This window comes from Mitsuokella sp. AF33-22, assembly GCF_003475755.1.
GTDB lineage: Bacteria > Bacillota > Negativicutes > Selenomonadales > Selenomonadaceae > Mitsuokella.
Window position 1 is genome coordinate 62,202 of sequence record NZ_QRQA01000016.1, and the last position, 17,850, is coordinate 80,051.

The following is a 17,850-nucleotide window of genomic DNA, read 5'->3' on the forward strand; positions in this document are numbered from 1 at the left end:
CTGGCTGCTTTTTGTCATGCTTTTTACGGCGGCTCAGTCCTCATAGAGCAGGACGGTCGCGCCGGTCTTGCGCGTGGCGTTCATGTCGATGACGCGCTGGTTACGCGAGCCGCGGAAGTGGAGCGTGAGGTCGCGTTCCGCTTCGATGTATTCGCCGTCGACGAGCACATCGATGGCTGCGAGCAGGTCGTCTGTGGCCTTGTCATGGCGATCCCGGAGCTCTTCGAGCGTATAGCCGCTGTAGCACCAGACATCGAGGCCCGCGTCATGGACCCGATGTGCGAGCGCAGCCAGCGGAGCCGGCTGCAGGAAGGGTTCGCCGCCGCTGAAGGTCGCGCCGGTCAGCAGCGGGTTTTCTTTCATTTCCGCCATGAGGTGTTCAATCGTTTCCTCACGTCCGCCCTCAAGCGGCTGCGTTTCGGGGTTCTGGCAGTTGTGGCAGCGGCGCGGGCAGCCCTGTACGAAGATGGTATACCGTATGCCGTCGCCATCGACGACGGAATCGTCGACGACCCCGGCGATGCGCAAGGTGTTCTGCATGATGATCGTCCTTTCCTGTGAACATGCAAATGAATCAGAGACACGAAGAAAGCCGCTGCCGGGGGGATGGCAGCGGCTTTTGATTTCTGCAATCAATGCAGGCTGTGTTTGACGCGGTCGTGCTCTTCGGCGCGCTTCGCGTTGTTCCAACGATCGATCGTGCCCACGAGGTAGCCCGTGATGCGGCGGATGCGTTCAAATTTCTGCGGCTGGAGCTCGTACTGGATATCAACCTGTCCATCCTGTGCTGCGGAGAGCTGCAGGCTGCTGACTTTTTCGTTTGTCTGCTGTTCGACATAATCGATATAGTTGACGATTTCCTGCTCGGAAACATCGGAAAGTCCGTTTACTTTGACATCAATGCCGTTGACTACCATGAAGGGTCACCTATCCTTATCTCGTGTTATCTCGTGTGAAACCTGTTGCAATCTGTATGTTTAAGCATCGCGGGAAAAGGGGCTTTTCCGTTGCGCTTGACCAAATTATACTATATCTATTGTTCGAGCGTCAATACCCATACTACATGTAGTTTTCTGACACTTCTGCTTATCCACAAGAATATTTGCATATATATACATAATAGATAGAGAATATTCATATTGACAAATGGAGCAGCAGGGATGCACGGCCTGCTGGCAAGGCTGTGCCAGTCTTTTTCAATTTTGAAAATGAATAAAGATTCTCCAAAAGAAAATTATCCACAGCAGGGAGTGGATCAAATCCTGCATGCTGTGGATAAGTGGACACAAGATATAGGGGACAAGTTATCCATAGGTCCGTTATTTTGTGAGGTCAGGCTGCAGCACGGTGCGTACCGGATATGGAATCTCGATGCCTTCCTGGCGGTAGCGGCGCGTCAGTGCCTTGATGAATTCGTGCTTGAGCAGGAATTGATGCTCGAAGTAACTGGAATGCAGCACGACGTTGAAGTCGATGCTCGATTCGCCGAAGGTGTGGAAGCGCACGGCCGGTTCGATGTGGACATCCTTGTCGACTCGGTTCATGACATCGCGGGCCACTTCGAGCGTCACGCGTTCGACCTCATCGAGGTCGCTGTCGTAGGAGACGCCGACGGGGATGCTGATGACGATGTCCTTACGCGGCATGCTGTAGTTCGTGATGTTCGACGAGGCAATCTTCTGATTCGGGATGACGATCATGTTGCCGCCGCCGGCCGGCACGATCGTCGTGAAGCGCCAGGTGATATCCGTGACGCGACCCTCCTCGCCGGTGTTGAGCTTGATGTAGTCGTCGAGACGCAGCTGTTTGGAGATGATGAGGTGCAGGCCCGAGAAGATATTCGCAAGTGTTTCCTGCAGGGCGAGGGCGACGGCCATACCACCGACACCCATGGCGGTGAGGATCGGCGCAATCGAGATGCCGTAGTATTGCAGCACGACGAGCACGCCCATCGCATAGATGATGACATTGAGGATGGTGTTGAGCAGCGTCGTCTTCGGCAGTTTTTCCTGCGTGCGCTCGATGCGCAGCGTGACGAAGCCGTTGATCGTGCGGGCGGCGACACGCGTGATCGAGAGGATGATGACCGTGAAGAGGATGTAGGAGAACAGGCGCGTCAGCGGCTCGATGATGTTGATGGTATTCGTATTGACGATCCAGTAAAGACCGACAACGAGGCACAGTGACACCGGCACGCCGCGCAGTGCGTTGATGAAGATGTAGAACCAGGAATCCTCTTCGATGTTCAGGTGGTTCTCGATGCGGCGGTTAATGAGCTTGTTGAGCATGATGCCGATGGTCAGCGATGCCACAAGGATGCAGACGGGGACGAAGAGCATCTCCATCAGATGCGTCCAGTCAACCCAGGCTAGCCAATCGTAATGCAAGAAAATGACCTCCTTTTTAATGAAACACGCAGATGTTGGCATGGAAAAAGCCTTGAAGTCCAAAGTGTATCTATTATACTATAAGAAACAGGCAGGGAAAAGGAAAAATGAATACACAACGAAAAGGAGTTGTTTTATTATGGCAGAAATCCTGCATGTGGGCAAACGCCTGCAGCTTCGCAAGGCAACGAAAGAGGATCTCGACTTCATCATGAAGCTCGAATACGATCCCGAGAATCTCAAGTTCATCGTGCCGTTTGACCGCGATTTCCATACGAAGGTCATTGAAGAAGGACAGGCGACGATGGATGTCATCGTCGAGGAAATCGAGACGAAGGAGCCGGTCGGCTATCTGATGATCAACGGTCTGACGACGCCGGCCAAGGAGCTCGAGTGGACGCATGTCATCATCGAGAAGAAGGGCATGGGCTACGGCCACGAGGCGATGAAGCTCTTAAAGGCCTGGGGCTTTGACGACCTCAAGTTCCACCGCGCCTGGCTCGACTGCAAGGACTACAATGCGCGCGCACTGCACCTTTACGAATCGGAGGGGATGCAGCGTGAGGGCCTGATCCGTGAGACCATCCTGACGAACGGCGTCTACGAGAACCTCGTGATCCTCGGCATTCTCGACCGCGAGTACCGTGCGCGCAAGGAGCAGGGTCTGGAACTCTGATCAACGCGGATCAGAGAAGAAAAACGGTAGTGTGGGAAATTTTTCTGAGTTTCCCGGATTGCTGGATGCAGGAGGGATTGCGATGCATTTTGAAGATAAGGTTGTCTATCAGATCTACCCTAAGTCGTTCCAGGACTCGAATGGCGACGGCTGGGGTGACATCAACGGCATCAGGAGCCGTCTCGGCTACCTCGCTGATCTCGACGTCGACTTCCTGTGGCTCACGCCGTTCTTTCCTTCGCCGCAGCGCGACAATGGCTACGATGTCGCCGATTACCGCGCGGTCGACCCGCGCTTCGGCACGATGGCAGATCTCGAGGCACTCATTGCCGAGGCCGGAGCAAAGGGCATCGGCCTGATGTTCGACATGGTCTTCAACCACACCTCGACGGCACACGAGTGGTTCCAGAAAGCGCTGAAGGGCGATGAGAAGTACATGAAGTACTACATCTTCCGCGACGGTGCGCCGGACGCGCCGCCGACGAACTGGCAGTCGAAGTTCGGCGGCTCGGCCTGGGAGTACGTGCCAGCACTCGGCAAGTGGTACCTGCATCTCTTCGATGTCACACAGGCCGATCTCAACTGGGAGAACCCGGAAGTGCGCGAGGAGCTCAAGGCCATCCTGCGCTTCTGGAAGCAAAAGGGCGTCAGGGGATTCCGCTTCGATGTCGTCAATCTCATCTCGAAGGGTGATTTCGTCGACGATGCGGAAGGCGATGGCCGCCGCTTCTACACGGATGGCCCGCATGTGCACGCATATCTCAAGGAACTTGTGCGTGACAGCGGCATCGAGGGCATGGTGACGGTTGGCGAAATGAGTTCCACGAGCATCGCGAACTGTATCCGTTATTCGGCTCCTCATGAGCATGAGCTCTCGATGACCTTCAGTTTCCATCATCTCAAGGTCGACTACAAGGACGGCGACAAGTGGTCGCTGATGGCGCCGGACATCCATGCGCTCAAGGAAATCTTTGCTTCGTGGCAGGAAGGCATGGCGCAAGGCGGCGGCTGGAATGCGCTGTTCTGGTGCAATCACGACCCGCCGCGCATCGTCTCGCGCCTTGGCGATACGGGCCGTTACTGGAAGGAATCGGCCAAGATGCTCGCCGCAGCGATTCACCTCATGCGTGGCACGCCCTACATCTATCAGGGGGAAGAACTCGGCATGACGAATGCCGGCTTTACGGATATTTCCTCGTATCGCGATGTCGAGAGCCTCAACTATCACGATATCCTGCGGGCCGGCGGCCACAGTGAGCAGAAAACGCTGCAGATCCTGGGCGCGCGTTCGCGCGATAACGGCCGCACGCCGATGCAGTGGGATGCGGGCACGCAGGCTGGCTTTACGGTGGGGACGCCCTGGCTGGCCGTCAATTCCAATCATGCGGTCATCAATGCGGCGGCAGAGGCGGACGATGAGGATTCCGTACTGGCTTTCTACAAGAAGCTCGTGCGCCTGCGCCATGCTTCCCGCCTGATCGCAGAGGGCAGCATTCGCTTCATCGAGCGGGAAAACAACGATGTCCTGGCGTACAAGCGTGCCTGGCAGCAGGAACGCCTGCTGGTGTTCTGCAATTTCCGTGACCATGAAGTCTCGCTTTCAAGGCACCTTTCCTTGTATCAGCAGGAAGGATACGAAAAGACCCTGGGCAATTATGAAGGGCTGGAGGATACCCTGCGCCCCTTTGAGGTGGTCGTCTTAACAAGATAAGGAAGCTGCCGCTTGGCAGAAAAAAAGTCCGCTGACTCGCTGAGCCGGCGGACTTTTTGCAACAAATGTGTTTCAGCTGTCGGTTTTTCGTTCCTGATGCTGACGCTTTTTTTCGGTGTACATGCGCAGGTCAGCTTCATGGATGATGGCGTCGATATTGTCAAACGGAGCCTGGCAGAGCACGTAGCCGAGTGCTGCGCTGACCTTATGCGCCCGGAACTTTTCTTCAATGCGCTGCAGCAGAGCCCGTGCGCCCGCTTCGTCCTGACAGGGGCGGATCATGAGAAATTCATCGCCGCCAATGCGGAAGACATGCTCGCGGCTGCCGATGCTGATGAGCACGGAGGCAACGGCCCGTATGAGATGGTCGCCTGCCTTGTGGCCGAGCGTGTCGTTGGCCTTCTTGAGCCCGTTTATGTCGCTGAAGACGATGACGTAATGTTCTCCGGGATGCAGTTTTGTATGCAGATAGCTTTCGAGTGCATGGCGATTGCCGGCACTTGTCAGCTGATCGATGGTGCTGAGTTCATGCAAGCGCTTCATATTGTCGCGGTTGCGAAGCAGGATGGAACAGAAGTGCGTCAAGGTGTTCAGGAGTATGGCGGCTGTTTCAAAGAATTCAGGGTCGGGATTGAGCACCAGGAGACAACCGAGCGAGCGGTCGCCCATGATGAGCTGACCGGCCACGAAGGCGCGGATTGGCGGCTGAATCTGAAGTGTGTGGAGCAGCGAGGACGGATGGCGGCGCTGGTAGGCGGCAATGTCCTTGACGCGCATGACCGGATCCGTGCGGAAGGTATCGTAGAGCGGCCTGACATCGATGAGCGGGATGTGGTGAAGGCGGGGACGGAGGCTCTCCCTGTTGTCCGGGTGCCATTCATAAGTGGCACTCAGATAGAAACCGTTGGGTTCCTCTTCCATGACGATGAGATGGTCCGCCTTGATCATCGTGCCGATTTTGGCCAGCATCTTCCGGATGCCGAGGTCGGGATTCTCCTCGCGGATGGCGAGGTTAAGGGCATCATTCATGGAGACGGCGTGCCGCGGCTGATTGTATTGCTGGCGATGACGCTGGTAGATATCCCGCAGATTGATGCCGATGCTGAAATGGTAGTTGCGTCCGTTCCATGGCACGAGGATATCACCGCGATGGAAATCCATGCCGGTCAGTGGATTGTGGTAGGATCCGCTGTGGAAGCGGTCGCGCCGCAGCTTGGACTGCGGGCAGTCCGTACACGGCTTATGGCTGCCGGTGACGATTTCATAGCATTTATGGCCGATGTAATAGAAATCATCCGGCAGATTCAGGGACTTGAGCAGAGCATGGTTCATGTAGACGAGCTCGTAGGTCAGGGGATCGGTCAGATAAACCATCTCATCGGCGTGATCGAATGCTTCGCGGTCAAAGAGAATGGAATCACCGAAGGCGCCGCTAAGGCCATAAGACGCCATACTGGCGAGGCAGCGGGCGGACAGGATATGGAGAAATTCATCGGATGTCCGCGCTTCGGACCCTCTGGCCAGTGCATAGCGCAGGGAAAGCGTGCAGGGGAAGCCGTCGATGTTCGTGATGGCGGCAATCGTTTCCTTCACGGCTTCGGTGTGCTGGCGAAGTGTGCCCGTGTCAAGCCCTTTCTGGAAACAGACGAAGACGCCGCTGCCGGTATGCGCAACCACGATATTTTTGGGCATGGCGTCAATCACGATGTTGCGGATGCGGGTCAGCAGGACTTTGCTGACCTTGGGCCCGTAGAGCTGGGCAAAGCGGTCGTACTCGGGGATGGACATCATGATGCCCGTGTAATCTTCGCCTTTCAGGCGGTAATTGTCGGCATATTCGACACTGACGAGGATCAACCCGCGATAATTGTACAGGCCGGTCGTATCATCCGTGACATAGAGTTTCTGGTAAAGCTTCTGCGTTGCTTCCTGTTCTTCGCTGTCACGGAATTCACCGAGCAGCCCCACGATCTGCAGGCCGTCATAAACCGGGTATTTCGAGAAGGAAATCGCATGCTGGCGGCCGCGCGTGATACAGTAACCGGGGAGATCGTGCACGGACTGACCGCTCTGCATGACGAGTTCCTCGTAGTCGTGCATCCGGCCGCCCTCGATATGCCAGCCGATATCCTCATCCGTCTTGCCGAGCAGGTCGGTGACATTCTTGATGCCGTAGAATTTCAGGAAGGCACGGCTGGCGCCGCGGAACCGTCCTTCCCGGTCCTTCCAGAACAATTTGCGGCTCGAACTGTTCAAAAGTGCCTGCCAGAGATGCGAATCGCTCAGGGCTGTTGTTTCCTGCGTGGACGGGCTCATGAGGCCGTAAGACGCCATAATGGTGTTCAGCAGTTCCTTCATATGCTCCTGTTTCTCGAAGACGAAGTCGTGCAGGCAGATGAGCAGGCAGGGACGGTGTTCCTGTTCAAAAGAGATGACATCAAAGATCTTCCAGCGATAGCTGCCGTTTTTTTGCTGGACGCGAAAAATCCCCGCGAGATAGCCGTCGTCATCGTGCCCTGCCGTATCCGGGCACAGACGACGTGCAAAGGCCAGGAAACGCGCGCGGTCTTCCTCGTGGATGTACGCATCGGCATAGTCGATGAAGGTGTGCATGATGCCGTGGCGATGCGAGCCGGGCTGCAGGGATGGCAGGTCAGACTCAATGATCTCAACGCGGTTTCGCATCTGGTCAACGCAGTATACCTCGTCATAAATGCGCAGGATGTTGCGCACGATTTCGTCGTATCGCCTGGTGGCGGCGTGTTCTTCGCGGTCGGGCTGCAGATTCTTGAGCTCGGCCTTGTGGACGTAAAAGCCGCTGACACCGGCCAGCGTCAGCAGGCTGAAGTGAAAGTACTGGCCGTCGCCGACGCAGATGATGCGCTCGGTCTGGTGCGACCGGATCGCGCGGTCAGCCAGGCGGCGCAGCTTTTCCTGTATCACCGGTGGCAGGGTGTGCAGATAACGGTTGACTTCGGTGGTGGTGGAAAGTCCTGCGGTATGGAGCTCCGATCGGTATGCGGGGTTGGCCGCGAGCAGTTTCACATCATGGCCGTTATCCGACAACAGGGCTACCGGCGTATCCGTGATGAAATTCGTCAGTCCCGCCTTGCTGAAAATCTGTTCTTCAAGCGGACTTTCGCTGTCGAGCCCCGGATACGTCAGGACATTTTCATTCGGATCGTTCTTGGTGAGACGGCAGCAGTAATCGCCCTGGATCTTTTCGCAGCCGATGCTGCACAAGAAATCCACATGCTGTTTATTCTGGACGCCTTCGGCAATCGTATGGATGCCGAGGGATTTGCCCATGAGCACGATAGTCTGGATGATTTTCCTGCTCTCTTCCGTAAAGTCCTCGAAAAAGATGCGGTCGATGCTGATTTCGTCGACCGCGTAGCGTTGCAGCGCAATCAGCGAGGAAAAACCGCTGCCGAAATTATCGAGCACGACCTTGTAGCCATGGGCGCGAAAGCGGCGAATGGCAGCTGCGACGGCGGCTTCATCCTGAGCGAGGGCCGTTTCTGTGATCTCGATGTGGAAATAATCATGCGGAATCTGGTATTTTTCCGTCAGTTCCTCCAGGATGTAGCACGGGTCCATCAGTGCGAAATCGCAGCGCGAGAGGTTGATGGAAATCGGCACGCGCGGCAATTGGTGGAGTTTGCGCTCCTGCTGATTGCGGACGGCTTCCTTCAATACAAAGTGATCGAGCAGATGGATTTTTCCGATATCTTCGAGAATCGGGACGAAATCGTGCGGAGCGATTTCCCCGTAAAGAGGGTCGTGCCAGCGCGAAAGCGCTTCGACGCCGCAAATCTTTTCAGTAGCCGTGCGAAGAATCGGGCGGTAGTGGACATCGATATGTCCATCGTGCAAGGCCCGCTCAAAATTCAAGCGAATATAATTGCGCTTGGTTAAATCCAAGATACTCCCTCCTTTTTATACATAGATATTTTAATTTTATCACAATCTGGACAAAATATGAGGATTGCAGATGAAAAGACAGTTATAAATTTTATGGAACGCTATTTCTCACAGGTAAAAACAGAATGGTACTATAACACGGCTTTCCTACAAAAGAATGAGAAAAACGGCTGATCATAATTTTCATCGGCTGATAAGACAGATGTCCTTTTATTTTTGTTTGTTATTGTTTAGAATAGAATCAAGAAGAAAGTTGAGAGCAATTAAAATCGTCTGACGATTGGAAACATAAGAATTGTTCGATTCCGGTCATGTATGGAGGAGGAAATATCATGAAGGCAGCAGAGATCCTGGCACATGTAGATCACACGTTATTGAAGCAGACGGCAACCTGGGATGATATCCAGCGTATCTGCGACGAGGCAGTGGCGTATCATACGGCTACGGTCATGGTTCCGTCGTCGTTCATCCCGCGCATCGTGGCAAAATACGGCGATGCCCTGAAGGTCGCAACGGTCGTCGGCTTCCCGAATGGCAACTGCAGTCTGGCTGCCAAGGTTGCCGAGACGGCACAGGCCCTGGCTGACGGTGCCGAGGAAATCGATATGGTCATCAACATCGGCATGCTCAAGGCCGGTGAGACGGATTACGTCACGAATGAGATCCGCACGCTCAAGAATCTCTGTGGTGACCGCATCCTGAAGGTCATCGTCGAGACGTGCTTCCTGACGGAAGAAGAGAAGATCGCTGCCTGCCACTGCGTGACGGATGGCGGCGCCGACATCATCAAGACGTCGACGGGCTTCGGCACGGCCGGTGCCAAACTCGAGGACATCGAGCTCTTCAAGAAGCACATCGGCCCGAACGTGGAGATGAAGGCCGCGGGCGGCATCCACACGCGTGAGGAAATGGAGGCCTTCCTGAATGCCGGCTGCACGCGCCTCGGCGCCAGCGCTGCCGTCAAGGTCCTCAAGGATGAACTTTGATCCGGTTTCCACCTTACGGATATAGAAAGGAAGATATAAAATGAAGTCTTTCAAACGTGCGTTTATCATTGTGCTCGACAGCTTCGGCATCGGCCGTGAGCCGGATGCTCCGGATTTTGGCGATGATGTCTGCAATACGCTGAAGACGATTGCCGCTTCGCCGAAATACGATACGCCGAACATGAAGAAGATCGGCCTTTTCAATATCGATGGCGTCGGCTGCGGGACCCCCGTGGAGAATCCGGTTGGTTCCTTTGCCCGCCTGCGCGAACTCTCGCGCGGCAAGGATACGACGACGGGCCATTGGGAAATCGCCGGCATTGTCTCGGAGCGCCCGATGCCGACGTATCCGAACGGCTTCCCGCCGGAAGTCATCGCAAAGCTCGAGCAGGCATTCGGCCGCAAGATCATCTGCAACAAGCCGTATTCCGGCACGAAGGTTATTCACGATTACGGCCGTGAGCAGAAGGAAACGGGTGCCCTCATCGTTTACACGTCGGCAGACAGCGTGCTGCAGATCGCCGCACACGAGGATGATGTGCCGGTTGACAAGCTCTACGAATACTGCCGCATCGCGCGCAAAATCATGCAGGGTGAGCATGGCGTCGGCCGCATCATCGCGCGTCCGTACGTCGGCGAATATCCGAATTACACGCGCACGCCGCGCCGTCATGATTTCTCCCTCGACCCGACGGGCGATACGATGATGGATGCCCTGCGCCGCAAAGGCTTCGATACGATTGGCGTCGGCAAGATTTCCGACATCTTTGCAGGCCGCAGCATCAGCCGCACGCTCGGTATCAACAAGGACAACACGGATGGCATGGAAAAGACGCTGAAGCTCATGGATGAGGACTTCACGGGCCTCTGCTTCGTCAACCTCGTGGATTTTGACATGCAGTACGGCCATCGCCGCGATATCGATGGCTATGCACAGGCTGCGACGGATTTCGACCGCCAGCTCGGTGAATTCATGGCGAAGATGAAGGAAGACGATGTGCTCATGATTACGGCTGACCATGGCTGCGATCCGGGAGCTCCGGGGACGGACCATACGCGCGAATACGTGCCTCTGCTCGTTTACGGCGCACACGTCAAGCAGGGCGTCAACCTCGGCACGTATCCGACGTTCGCCATGATCGGTGCGACGATTTCCGATATGTTTGATGCAGATCTGGCGACGAAGGGCGAGAGCATCCTGCCGCGCATCATCAAGTGACAACGAACATCTGAATTGAATCAGCATTTTTTCGCGGGGCAGAGAAGCCTGTCCCGCGAGAAGAATGCAAGATAAAAAGATTGAAATTTGGGAAGTTTTTCAAATATCCGTTTATGGGGAGGATTTTGCATTATGCGTATGTATGACCTGATTACGAAGAAGAAACATGGCCAGGTGCTCACGGATGAGGAGATCCAGTTCATGATCGATGGCTACGTCAAGGGCGACATTCCCGATTACCAGATGTCGGCCATGCTCATGGCCATCTGGTTCCAGGGCATGACGGATCATGAGATCACGGAGCTCACGAAGGTCATGGCAAAATCTGGCGACATGATCGATCTTTCGGCCATTGCCGGCAAGAAGGTCGACAAGCATTCGACGGGCGGTGTCGGCGACAAGACGACGCTGATCTGTGCCCCGATTGTCGCAGCCTGCGGCGGCAAGGTCGCCAAGATGAGCGGCCGCGGCCTCGGCCATACGGGCGGCACGGTCGACAAGCTCGAGTCCATTCCGGGCTATCAGACGGCTCTTTCGCGCGAGCAGTTCTTCAAGACGGTTAACGACTGCGGCGTCAGCGTCATCGGCCAGTCGGGCAACCTGGCACCGGCTGACAAGAAGCTCTACGCACTGCGCGATGTCACGGCCACGGTCGACAGCATTCCCCTTATCGCTTCCTCCATCATGAGCAAGAAGCTCGCAGCCGGCTCCGACTGCATCCTGCTCGATGTCAAGACGGGCAGCGGCGCCTTCATGAAGACGCTCGATGATTCCATCAAGCTCGCGCAGACGATGGTCGCCATCGGCGAGCTGGCCGGCCGCCGCACGGTCGCGCTGATCACGGATATGGATACGCCGCTCGGCTACGGCATCGGCAACAGCATCGAAGTTATGGAGTCCATGGATGTGCTCAAGGGCCACGGTCCGGCCGACCTCACGGAAGTTTCGCTGCAGCTCGCAGCCAACATGCTTTATCTCGTCGGCAAGGGCACGCCGGAAGAGTGCCGTCAGATGGCAGAAAAGGCCATTGCCGATGGCAGTGCCTTTGAGACGTTCTGCAAGATGGTCCGTGCACAGGGCGGCGACGACAGCGTGCTGCGCGATTACACGAAGTTCCAGCAGGCTCCGTACCGCGCAGAGGTCAAGGCCGAGCGTTCGGGCTACATCACGAAGATGAACGCCGAAGAGATCGGCGAGACGTCTGTTGTCCTCGGCGCAGGCCGTGAGACGAAGGAGAGCGCTATCGACTTCTCGGCCGGCCTGATCCTGCACAAGAAGTACGGTGACGAGGTCAAGGCAGGCGATACGCTCGTGACGCTCTACACGTCGAAGGAAGGCGCACTGGCTGATGCAGAGAAGATGTACCGTGAGGCCATTGCCATCGGCGATGAGCAGCCGGAGAAAGAGCCGCTCGTCTATGCGCGCATCGAGAAAGACAAAGTCGAGAAGTACTGAGGAACGGGGGCAAAAAAATGACAGATGCAGAACTCATTGAAGTTGCCAAGAAGTACCGGGAGCGTGCCTACGCGCCGTATTCGAAGTTCCAGGTCGGTGCGGCCGTCCTGACGAAGAGCGGCCATGCCTACGGCGGCTGCAACATCGAGAATGCCAGCTACCCAGTGACGAACTGTGCCGAGCGCACGGCCATCTTCAAGGCCGTCTCAGAAGGCGAGCGCGAGTTTGAGGCCATCGCCATCGTGGCGGATACGCCGGGCCCCTGCGCACCGTGCGGTATGTGCCGTCAGGCCATCTGCGAATTTCGTATCGGCCGCGTCATCATGGCGAATCTCAAGGGTGACAGCAAGGCCGTAAGCCTCGAAGAAATCCTGCCGTTTGCCTTTACGGAAAATGACCTCTGATATATAATGATGAAGTCGGCCAGATGTCCTCTTTTTCATCTGGCTGACAGAGAACTCATTTCAAAAAGATAGGAGCAAGTCTATGTATTTCGTCATCAACCTGCTCGGCGTGCTGGTCTTCCTGGGCGTCGGCATCCTCTTTTCGAAAAAGCGCAAGGATATTCACTGGCGCGGCGTTGGTTCCCTCCTGGCCATCAACGTATTCATCGCCTGGTTTCTGACGTCATTCCCGATTGGCCGTGACATCGTGCAGGCCGCAGCTGCCGGCTTCACCTGGCTCGTCAGCGTTGCCTACGAAGGCATCGCCTTTGCTTTCCCGGACTGGGTTCATGTGCCGCAGATGAACTTCTTCACGTCGGCTCTGCTGCCAATCCTGCTCGTCGTGCCGCTCTTTGATATCCTGACGTACATCGGTCTCCTGCCGTTCATCATCAAGTGGATCGGCAAGGCCCTGGCTTTTATCACGCATGAACCGAAATTCGAGTCCTTCTTTGCCATCGAGATGATGTTTCTTGGCAACACGGAGGCCCTGGCCGTCTCGAGCCTTCAGCTCAAGCGCATGAAGGCAGACCGCTGCCTGACGCTTGCCATGATGTCCATGAGCTGCGTCACGGCTGCTCTGATCGGTGTTTACACGAAGATGATGCCGGCAGAATTCATCCTGACGGCTGTACCGCTTAACGTCATCAATGCCCTGATCGTCACGAACATCCTGCATCCGGTCAAGATTACCGAGGAAGAGGATACGGTTGCGCGCATCGGTGACGGCGGCAAGGAACGCGAGCCGTTCTTCTCCTTCCTCGGCAACTCCATCCTCGGCGCCGGCCGCCTGGTGCTCATCATCTGCGCCAACGTCATCGCCTTCGTTGCCCTGGCCAAGCTCATCGATATGCTGCTCGTCCTCATCCATCCGGCCATCACGCTCGAGAACATTCTCGGCTGCATCATGTTCCCGTTTGCCTGGCTGCTCGGCCTCGATTCGACGGAGGCCTTCGCCATGGCACAGTACATGGGCACGAAGCTCGTCACGAATGAGTTCGTCGTCATGCTCAGCGTGCAGGACCTCCTGGCCGGCTACAGCCGCCACATGCAGGGTGTCCTGACGGTGTTCATCACGTCGTTCGCGAACTTCTCGACGCTCGGCATGATCATCGGCTGCTTCAAAGGCCTTGTCGATGACAGCAAGAACGATCTGATCTCCCGCAATGTCGGCTACATGCTGCTGTCGGGTATTCTCGTTTCGCTGCTGTCCGCAGGTCTTGCCGGCCTCTTCATCTGGTAAGTTTGCCTTTCCCAATCTCCGCAGATTCTTCTGCGGAGATTTTTTTGCATAAAGTAAAAAAAGGTGTTGACAGAGGCGAAAGAGGATGGTAAGATATATATCGTTGCAGGCGGCAATCAAAGAAAAGCCCGGGCAACACAATTGAATAGCTTCTTTGGTAGAGCATTGTGGAGAGTTGTCCGAGTGGTTGAAGGAGCACGCCTGGAAAGCGTGTATACGGGGAAACCTGTATCGAGAGTTCGAATCTCTCACTCTCCGCCATTTTTATATCCTTTTTCAGGTCGGGCCGCAGTGCCTTGGTCTTGCGCAATGGGGCCTCGTGAACCACGTCAGGTCCGGAAGGAAGCAGCGTTAAGCGAATCGTCTCATGTGCCGCAAGGGTGCCTGGGGACTGCGGTTCGACGTGGAAAAGGATGAGGGCAGCCGGCAAGGCTGCCTTTTTGCTATACGTATTGGGGAGGGGGAGACGCGATGGCGTATATCGCGCTTTATCGTAAATGGAGGCCGCAGACCTTCAAGGATCTGGTCGGTCAGGAACACATCAGCCGCACGCTGGCCAATGCCATCACGAGTGGTCACATCGGCCATGCCTACCTGTTTTCCGGTCCGCGCGGCACCGGTAAGACGAGTACGGCCAAGATTCTGGCGAAGGCACTGAACTGCGAACAGGGGCCGACGCCGGAGCCCTGCGGCGTCTGTGAGCAGTGCCGCAAGATTACCGATGGTTCGTCGATGGATGTCTTTGAGATCGATGCGGCTTCCAACCGCGGCATCGACGAGATTCGCGATCTGCGTGAGACGGTGAAGTTTGCGCCAGTCGATGGCCGCTACAAGGTCTACATCATCGATGAGGTCCACATGCTGACGACCGAGGCCTTCAATGCTCTGCTGAAGACATTGGAAGAGCCGCCAGAGCATGTCGTCTTCATCCTGGCGACGACGGAGGCGCATAAGGTGCCGGCGACGATCCAGTCCCGCTGCCAGCGCTACGATTTCAAGCGCATCACGGTGGAGGAAATCGAGAGCCGCCTGACGTACATCACGGAGCAGATGGGCATGACGGCTGAGCCGGAGGCCCTCGCGATGATTGCGCTGCAGGCGGATGGCGGCATGCGCGATGCGCTCTCCATCCTCGATCAGTGCGCAGCTCTGGCCGAAGGCACGATCACCGTGGAACGCGTGCGCCAGATCCTCGGACTCATCGGCCATGCCTGGATCTACAAGATGACGGAAGCCATTGCCGCGCACGATGTCCAGACATCGCTGCAGATCGTGGCGGAGCTCTTGCGCGACGGCAAGGACCTCAAGCAGATCCTCGCGGAGCTTTCGCTGCACCTGCGCAGCCTCATGATTTTCCAGGCGGCTGGTACCGTGGATTCTATGGATCTCTACGCCGAGTCGCAGGAGATTCTCGCGAAGCAGAGCAGGCTTTTCGCCGCTGATGAGCTGCCGCGCATGATCCGCCGCCTGCACGAGGCCATGACCGAGATGAAATGGTCGCCGCAGCCGCGCATTGCCGTTGAAGTCGCGCTGATGTCCCTGTGCCGCGGTGAGGAACAGCGTGAACAGGCCGCAGCACCGGTACAGGGCCGCGTGGCCGCGCCATCGCCCACAGCTCTGCGGGAAGGAGAGGCGCGCCTTGCGGCCCTCGAGGCCAAACTCGCAAAGGTGACGGCAGCACTCGCCGCTGCTCAGCAGGGCGCGCCCAGCGTGCGCCAGGCAGCTGCTGCCCCGGCATCGTCCGTTCCTGCCCCCAGGCAAGCAGCGGCACCTGCCTCCGGCGTGCCTGCTCCCGGCACGCCGGCAGCACCGCAGGAGACGGCGGCAGTCAGCCAGGAGGGGCTCGCCCTCTGGCAGCAGCTTTTCGAGCAGCTGCGCGCACAGCATAAGGCGCCAATCATCGCCTGCATCCAGAATGCGCAGTTCATGGGCATGTCTGAGCATCAGTTCCATATGAGCATGCAGAGCGACCTCATGGCTTCGCTCGTCATGCGCAATTACCGCAAGGCCATTGAGTCCATTCTGCTTGACCTCACGGGCCGGGAGATACGCGTCATCTGCACGGGCGAGAATGCACCGAAGACACCGCCGCCGCGTCCGCGCCAGAGTACCGCGCGGCAGGCTGCGCCAAAGCGCGAGCAGATTGCACCAAGGCCGGAGCCTTCTGAGATCCTTGAGGAAGTCGCGCCGGATGAGCGCGCTTCTCTCAAAACAGCATTCGACGTCTTCGGTGCCAACGTCGTCGGCGTTGAGACGACGAAACCGGGTAAAACTGAGGCTCCGGCGTCAGAGAAACCGGAAGCGGGCCATGACATCTATGATGACGGTGCCATCCCTCTGCCGGAGGATGGTGATGCACCACTGCCAACGGAGGAAGAGGAATGAATCGGATGGAACAGATGGTTTTGAGTTGACGACAACAATTAAATTTGGTAGTCTAAACTTAGAGAATATAATTTGATATCGTGCGCCACGCGCATGCGAACGGGAGGAGTAACTACATGTTTGGTGGAATGGGCAACATGGGCAATATGGCCGGCATGATGAAAAAAGTCCAGAAGATGCAGAACGAAATGAAGAAGATGCAGGACGAGCTCAAGCGCAAGACCGTTGAAGTGACGGCTGGCGGCGGTGCCGTCAAGATTGTCATGAACGGCGAGAAGCAGGTTCAGGGGCTTACGATTGATCCGGCTGCCGTGGATCCTGAGGATGTGGAAATGCTGCAGGATCTCATCTCGGCTGCATTCAATGAGGCTACGAAAAAAGTAGACGATATGATGGCCTCGGAGATGGGCAAGCTCACGAGCGGGCTTGGCCTGCCGCCGGGACTGCTCTGAGATGCAATACATTGCACCCTTGGCAAATTTAATCGAACACTTTCGCGCACTGCCGGGCATTGGCCAAAAGACGGCAGTGCGTCTTGCTTATCACGTGCTCGATATGGACGCGAACCAGGCAAAGGAATTGGCCTCTGCCATCATCGATGCCAAGGAAAAAATCGGGTACTGCAACACCTGCTTCAATCTCAGTGACCAGAATCCCTGCGCCATCTGCGGATCGCCTGAACGGGATCATTCCATCATCTGCGTTGTTGAGCAGCCGCAGGATGTTGCGGCCATGGAGCGCATGCGCGATTATCGCGGCGTCTATCATGTGCTTCACGGTGCCTTGTCACCCCTGGAAGGTGTTGGTCCGTCGGATATCCGCATCAAGGAGCTCCTGAATCGCCTGCAGGGGGATGAAGTCAAGGAGGTCATCATGGCGACGAATCCGAATGTCGAGGGCGAAGCGACGGCCATGTATATCGCCAAGCTCCTGAAGCCGCTCGGCATCAAGGTGACGCGTATCGCGCACGGCCTGCCGGTGGGCGGCGACCTCGAGTATGCCGATGAGGTCACGCTTTCCAAGGCCATGGAGAATCGGAGGGAAATCTGATGTTTGAAATGCTTACGGCCTTTGCTGTAGGCCTTGTCGTGCTCTGCCTCGTGGGGAAAATCATATCGCTGCCACTGCAGCTCGTATGGAAACTCATCACGAACAGCATCATAGGTGCCATCCTGCTGTGGGTGGTCAAGATCTTCGCCGTCAAGGTGCAGATCACATTCCTGAGTGCGCTGATTGCCGGTTTCTTCGGCGTACCGGGGGTCATTGCGGTGCTGCTTTACACGTATTTATGACGATAACGGCAAGGAAATGGAAGGACTGCTCGTCTGTCCTTCTATTTTTTTACCTTTTTTCAAAAATAGTGTTGACAAAAGAGACGGAGACGTGTATCATAATACAAGTCGCTGCGAGATACGGCAGCC

At 56.3% G+C, this 17,850-nt stretch carries 15 protein-coding genes and 1 tRNA gene; 12 read left to right on the plus strand and 4 right to left on the minus strand.

Annotated features, from left to right (window positions below):
* Positions 1-33: 33 nt before the first annotated feature.
* From nrdG to DWZ54_RS10420, 3 genes are all read right to left on the minus strand, one after another.
* Entirely contained in the window at positions 34-540 is a 507-nt protein-coding gene (gene nrdG, locus DWZ54_RS10410; RefSeq protein WP_118015380.1) for an anaerobic ribonucleoside-triphosphate reductase activating protein, read from the minus strand.
* Positions 541-632: 92 nt separating this feature from the next.
* Positions 633-917, minus strand: a complete 285-nt coding sequence (gene nrdD / locus DWZ54_RS10415; RefSeq protein WP_118015381.1) for an anaerobic ribonucleoside-triphosphate reductase — start codon at positions 915-917, stop codon at positions 633-635.
* Positions 918-1,319: 402 nt separating this feature from the next.
* Positions 1,320-2,345: a mechanosensitive ion channel family protein gene (locus DWZ54_RS10420; protein ID WP_118476154.1), complete on the minus strand. Its 1,026-nt coding sequence runs from the start codon at positions 2,343-2,345 to the stop codon at positions 1,320-1,322.
* A 181-nt stretch (positions 2,346-2,526) separates the two neighbouring features.
* Here DWZ54_RS10420 and DWZ54_RS10425 point away from each other — a divergent pair, with 181 nt between their 5' ends.
* Together DWZ54_RS10425 and treC are read left to right on the plus strand one after the other, a co-directional pair.
* Complete coding sequence (locus DWZ54_RS10425) at positions 2,527-3,063, plus strand: GNAT family N-acetyltransferase (protein ID WP_118015382.1); 537 nt, start codon at positions 2,527-2,529, stop codon at positions 3,061-3,063.
* Positions 3,064-3,145: 82 nt separating this feature from the next.
* Positions 3,146-4,774: an alpha,alpha-phosphotrehalase gene (gene treC, locus DWZ54_RS10430; protein WP_118476138.1), complete on the plus strand. Its 1,629-nt coding sequence runs from the start codon at positions 3,146-3,148 to the stop codon at positions 4,772-4,774.
* Positions 4,775-4,846: 72 nt separating this feature from the next.
* Here the strand turns inward: treC and DWZ54_RS10435 are convergent, their stop codons facing one another.
* The gene (locus tag DWZ54_RS10435; protein ID WP_118476140.1) at positions 4,847-8,698 is read right to left on the minus strand and encodes an EAL domain-containing protein; all 3,852 of its coding nucleotides are present in this window, start codon (positions 8,696-8,698) and stop codon (positions 4,847-4,849) included.
* 332 nt (positions 8,699-9,030) lie between these two features.
* Between DWZ54_RS10435 and deoC the strand changes: the two genes are divergently transcribed.
* The 10 genes from deoC to DWZ54_RS10485 all read left to right on the plus strand — a co-directional run bounded on the left by deoC (position 9,031) and on the right by DWZ54_RS10485 (position 17,721).
* The gene (gene deoC / locus DWZ54_RS10440; protein WP_118476142.1) at positions 9,031-9,684 is read left to right on the plus strand and encodes a deoxyribose-phosphate aldolase; all 654 of its coding nucleotides are present in this window, start codon (positions 9,031-9,033) and stop codon (positions 9,682-9,684) included.
* Between the two features lie 40 nt (positions 9,685-9,724).
* Positions 9,725-10,903, plus strand: a complete 1,179-nt coding sequence (locus DWZ54_RS10445; RefSeq protein WP_118476144.1) for a phosphopentomutase — start codon at positions 9,725-9,727, stop codon at positions 10,901-10,903.
* Positions 10,904-11,035: 132 nt separating this feature from the next.
* On the plus strand, positions 11,036-12,358 hold the full coding sequence (locus DWZ54_RS10450; protein WP_118015386.1) for a pyrimidine-nucleoside phosphorylase: 1,323 nt from the start codon (positions 11,036-11,038) through the stop codon (positions 12,356-12,358).
* Positions 12,359-12,375: 17 nt separating this feature from the next.
* Positions 12,376-12,762 (plus strand): cytidine deaminase, encoded by a 387-nt coding sequence (locus DWZ54_RS10455; RefSeq protein ID WP_118476146.1) that lies wholly within the window; start codon positions 12,376-12,378, stop codon positions 12,760-12,762.
* Positions 12,763-12,844: 82 nt separating this feature from the next.
* Positions 12,845-14,044 (plus strand): NupC/NupG family nucleoside CNT transporter, encoded by a 1,200-nt coding sequence (locus tag DWZ54_RS10460; RefSeq protein WP_118015388.1) that lies wholly within the window; start codon positions 12,845-12,847, stop codon positions 14,042-14,044.
* Between the two features lie 169 nt (positions 14,045-14,213).
* Positions 14,214-14,305, plus strand: a tRNA-Ser gene (locus DWZ54_RS10465).
* Positions 14,306-14,515: 210 nt separating this feature from the next.
* Positions 14,516-16,429, plus strand: coding sequence for a DNA polymerase III subunit gamma/tau (dnaX, locus tag DWZ54_RS10470; protein ID WP_118476148.1), 1,914 nt, complete (start codon positions 14,516-14,518; stop codon positions 16,427-16,429).
* A gap of 116 nt (positions 16,430-16,545) precedes the next feature.
* Complete coding sequence (locus DWZ54_RS10475; RefSeq protein WP_118015390.1) at positions 16,546-16,881, plus strand: YbaB/EbfC family nucleoid-associated protein; 336 nt, start codon at positions 16,546-16,548, stop codon at positions 16,879-16,881.
* A gap of 1 nt (position 16,882) precedes the next feature.
* Entirely contained in the window at positions 16,883-17,479 is a 597-nt protein-coding gene (gene recR, locus DWZ54_RS10480; protein ID WP_118015391.1) for a recombination mediator RecR, read from the plus strand.
* Complete coding sequence (locus DWZ54_RS10485) at positions 17,479-17,721, plus strand: pro-sigmaK processing inhibitor BofA family protein (RefSeq protein WP_118015392.1); 243 nt, start codon at positions 17,479-17,481, stop codon at positions 17,719-17,721. Before recR ends, DWZ54_RS10485 begins: the two co-directional genes overlap by 1 nt.
* Positions 17,722-17,850 lie beyond the last annotated feature (129 nt).

What these genes read in the sequence shown, in the direction of transcription:
- nrdG (WP_118015380.1), bottom strand. Translation starts at nt 540, where the DNA reads ATGCAGAACACCTTGCGCATCGCCGGGGTCGTCGACGATTCCGTCGTC.
- nrdD (WP_118015381.1), bottom strand. Translation starts at nt 917, where the DNA reads ATGGTAGTCAACGGCATTGATGTCAAAGTAAACGGACTTTCCGATGTT.
- DWZ54_RS10420 (WP_118476154.1), bottom strand. Translation starts at nt 2,345, where the DNA reads ATGGAGATGCTCTTCGTCCCCGTCTGCATCCTTGTGGCATCGCTGACC.
- DWZ54_RS10425 (WP_118015382.1), top strand. Translation starts at nt 2,527, where the DNA reads ATGGCAGAAATCCTGCATGTGGGCAAACGCCTGCAGCTTCGCAAGGCA.
- treC (WP_118476138.1), top strand. Translation starts at nt 3,146, where the DNA reads ATGCATTTTGAAGATAAGGTTGTCTATCAGATCTACCCTAAGTCGTTC.
- deoC (WP_118476142.1), top strand. Translation starts at nt 9,031, where the DNA reads ATGAAGGCAGCAGAGATCCTGGCACATGTAGATCACACGTTATTGAAG.
- DWZ54_RS10445 (WP_118476144.1), top strand. Translation starts at nt 9,725, where the DNA reads ATGAAGTCTTTCAAACGTGCGTTTATCATTGTGCTCGACAGCTTCGGC.
- DWZ54_RS10450 (WP_118015386.1), top strand. Translation starts at nt 11,036, where the DNA reads ATGCGTATGTATGACCTGATTACGAAGAAGAAACATGGCCAGGTGCTC.
- DWZ54_RS10455 (WP_118476146.1), top strand. Translation starts at nt 12,376, where the DNA reads ATGACAGATGCAGAACTCATTGAAGTTGCCAAGAAGTACCGGGAGCGT.
- DWZ54_RS10460 (WP_118015388.1), top strand. Translation starts at nt 12,845, where the DNA reads ATGTATTTCGTCATCAACCTGCTCGGCGTGCTGGTCTTCCTGGGCGTC.
- dnaX (WP_118476148.1), top strand. Translation starts at nt 14,516, where the DNA reads ATGGCGTATATCGCGCTTTATCGTAAATGGAGGCCGCAGACCTTCAAG.
- DWZ54_RS10475 (WP_118015390.1), top strand. Translation starts at nt 16,546, where the DNA reads ATGTTTGGTGGAATGGGCAACATGGGCAATATGGCCGGCATGATGAAA.
- recR (WP_118015391.1), top strand. Translation starts at nt 16,883, where the DNA reads ATGCAATACATTGCACCCTTGGCAAATTTAATCGAACACTTTCGCGCA.
- DWZ54_RS10485 (WP_118015392.1), top strand. Translation starts at nt 17,479, where the DNA reads ATGTTTGAAATGCTTACGGCCTTTGCTGTAGGCCTTGTCGTGCTCTGC.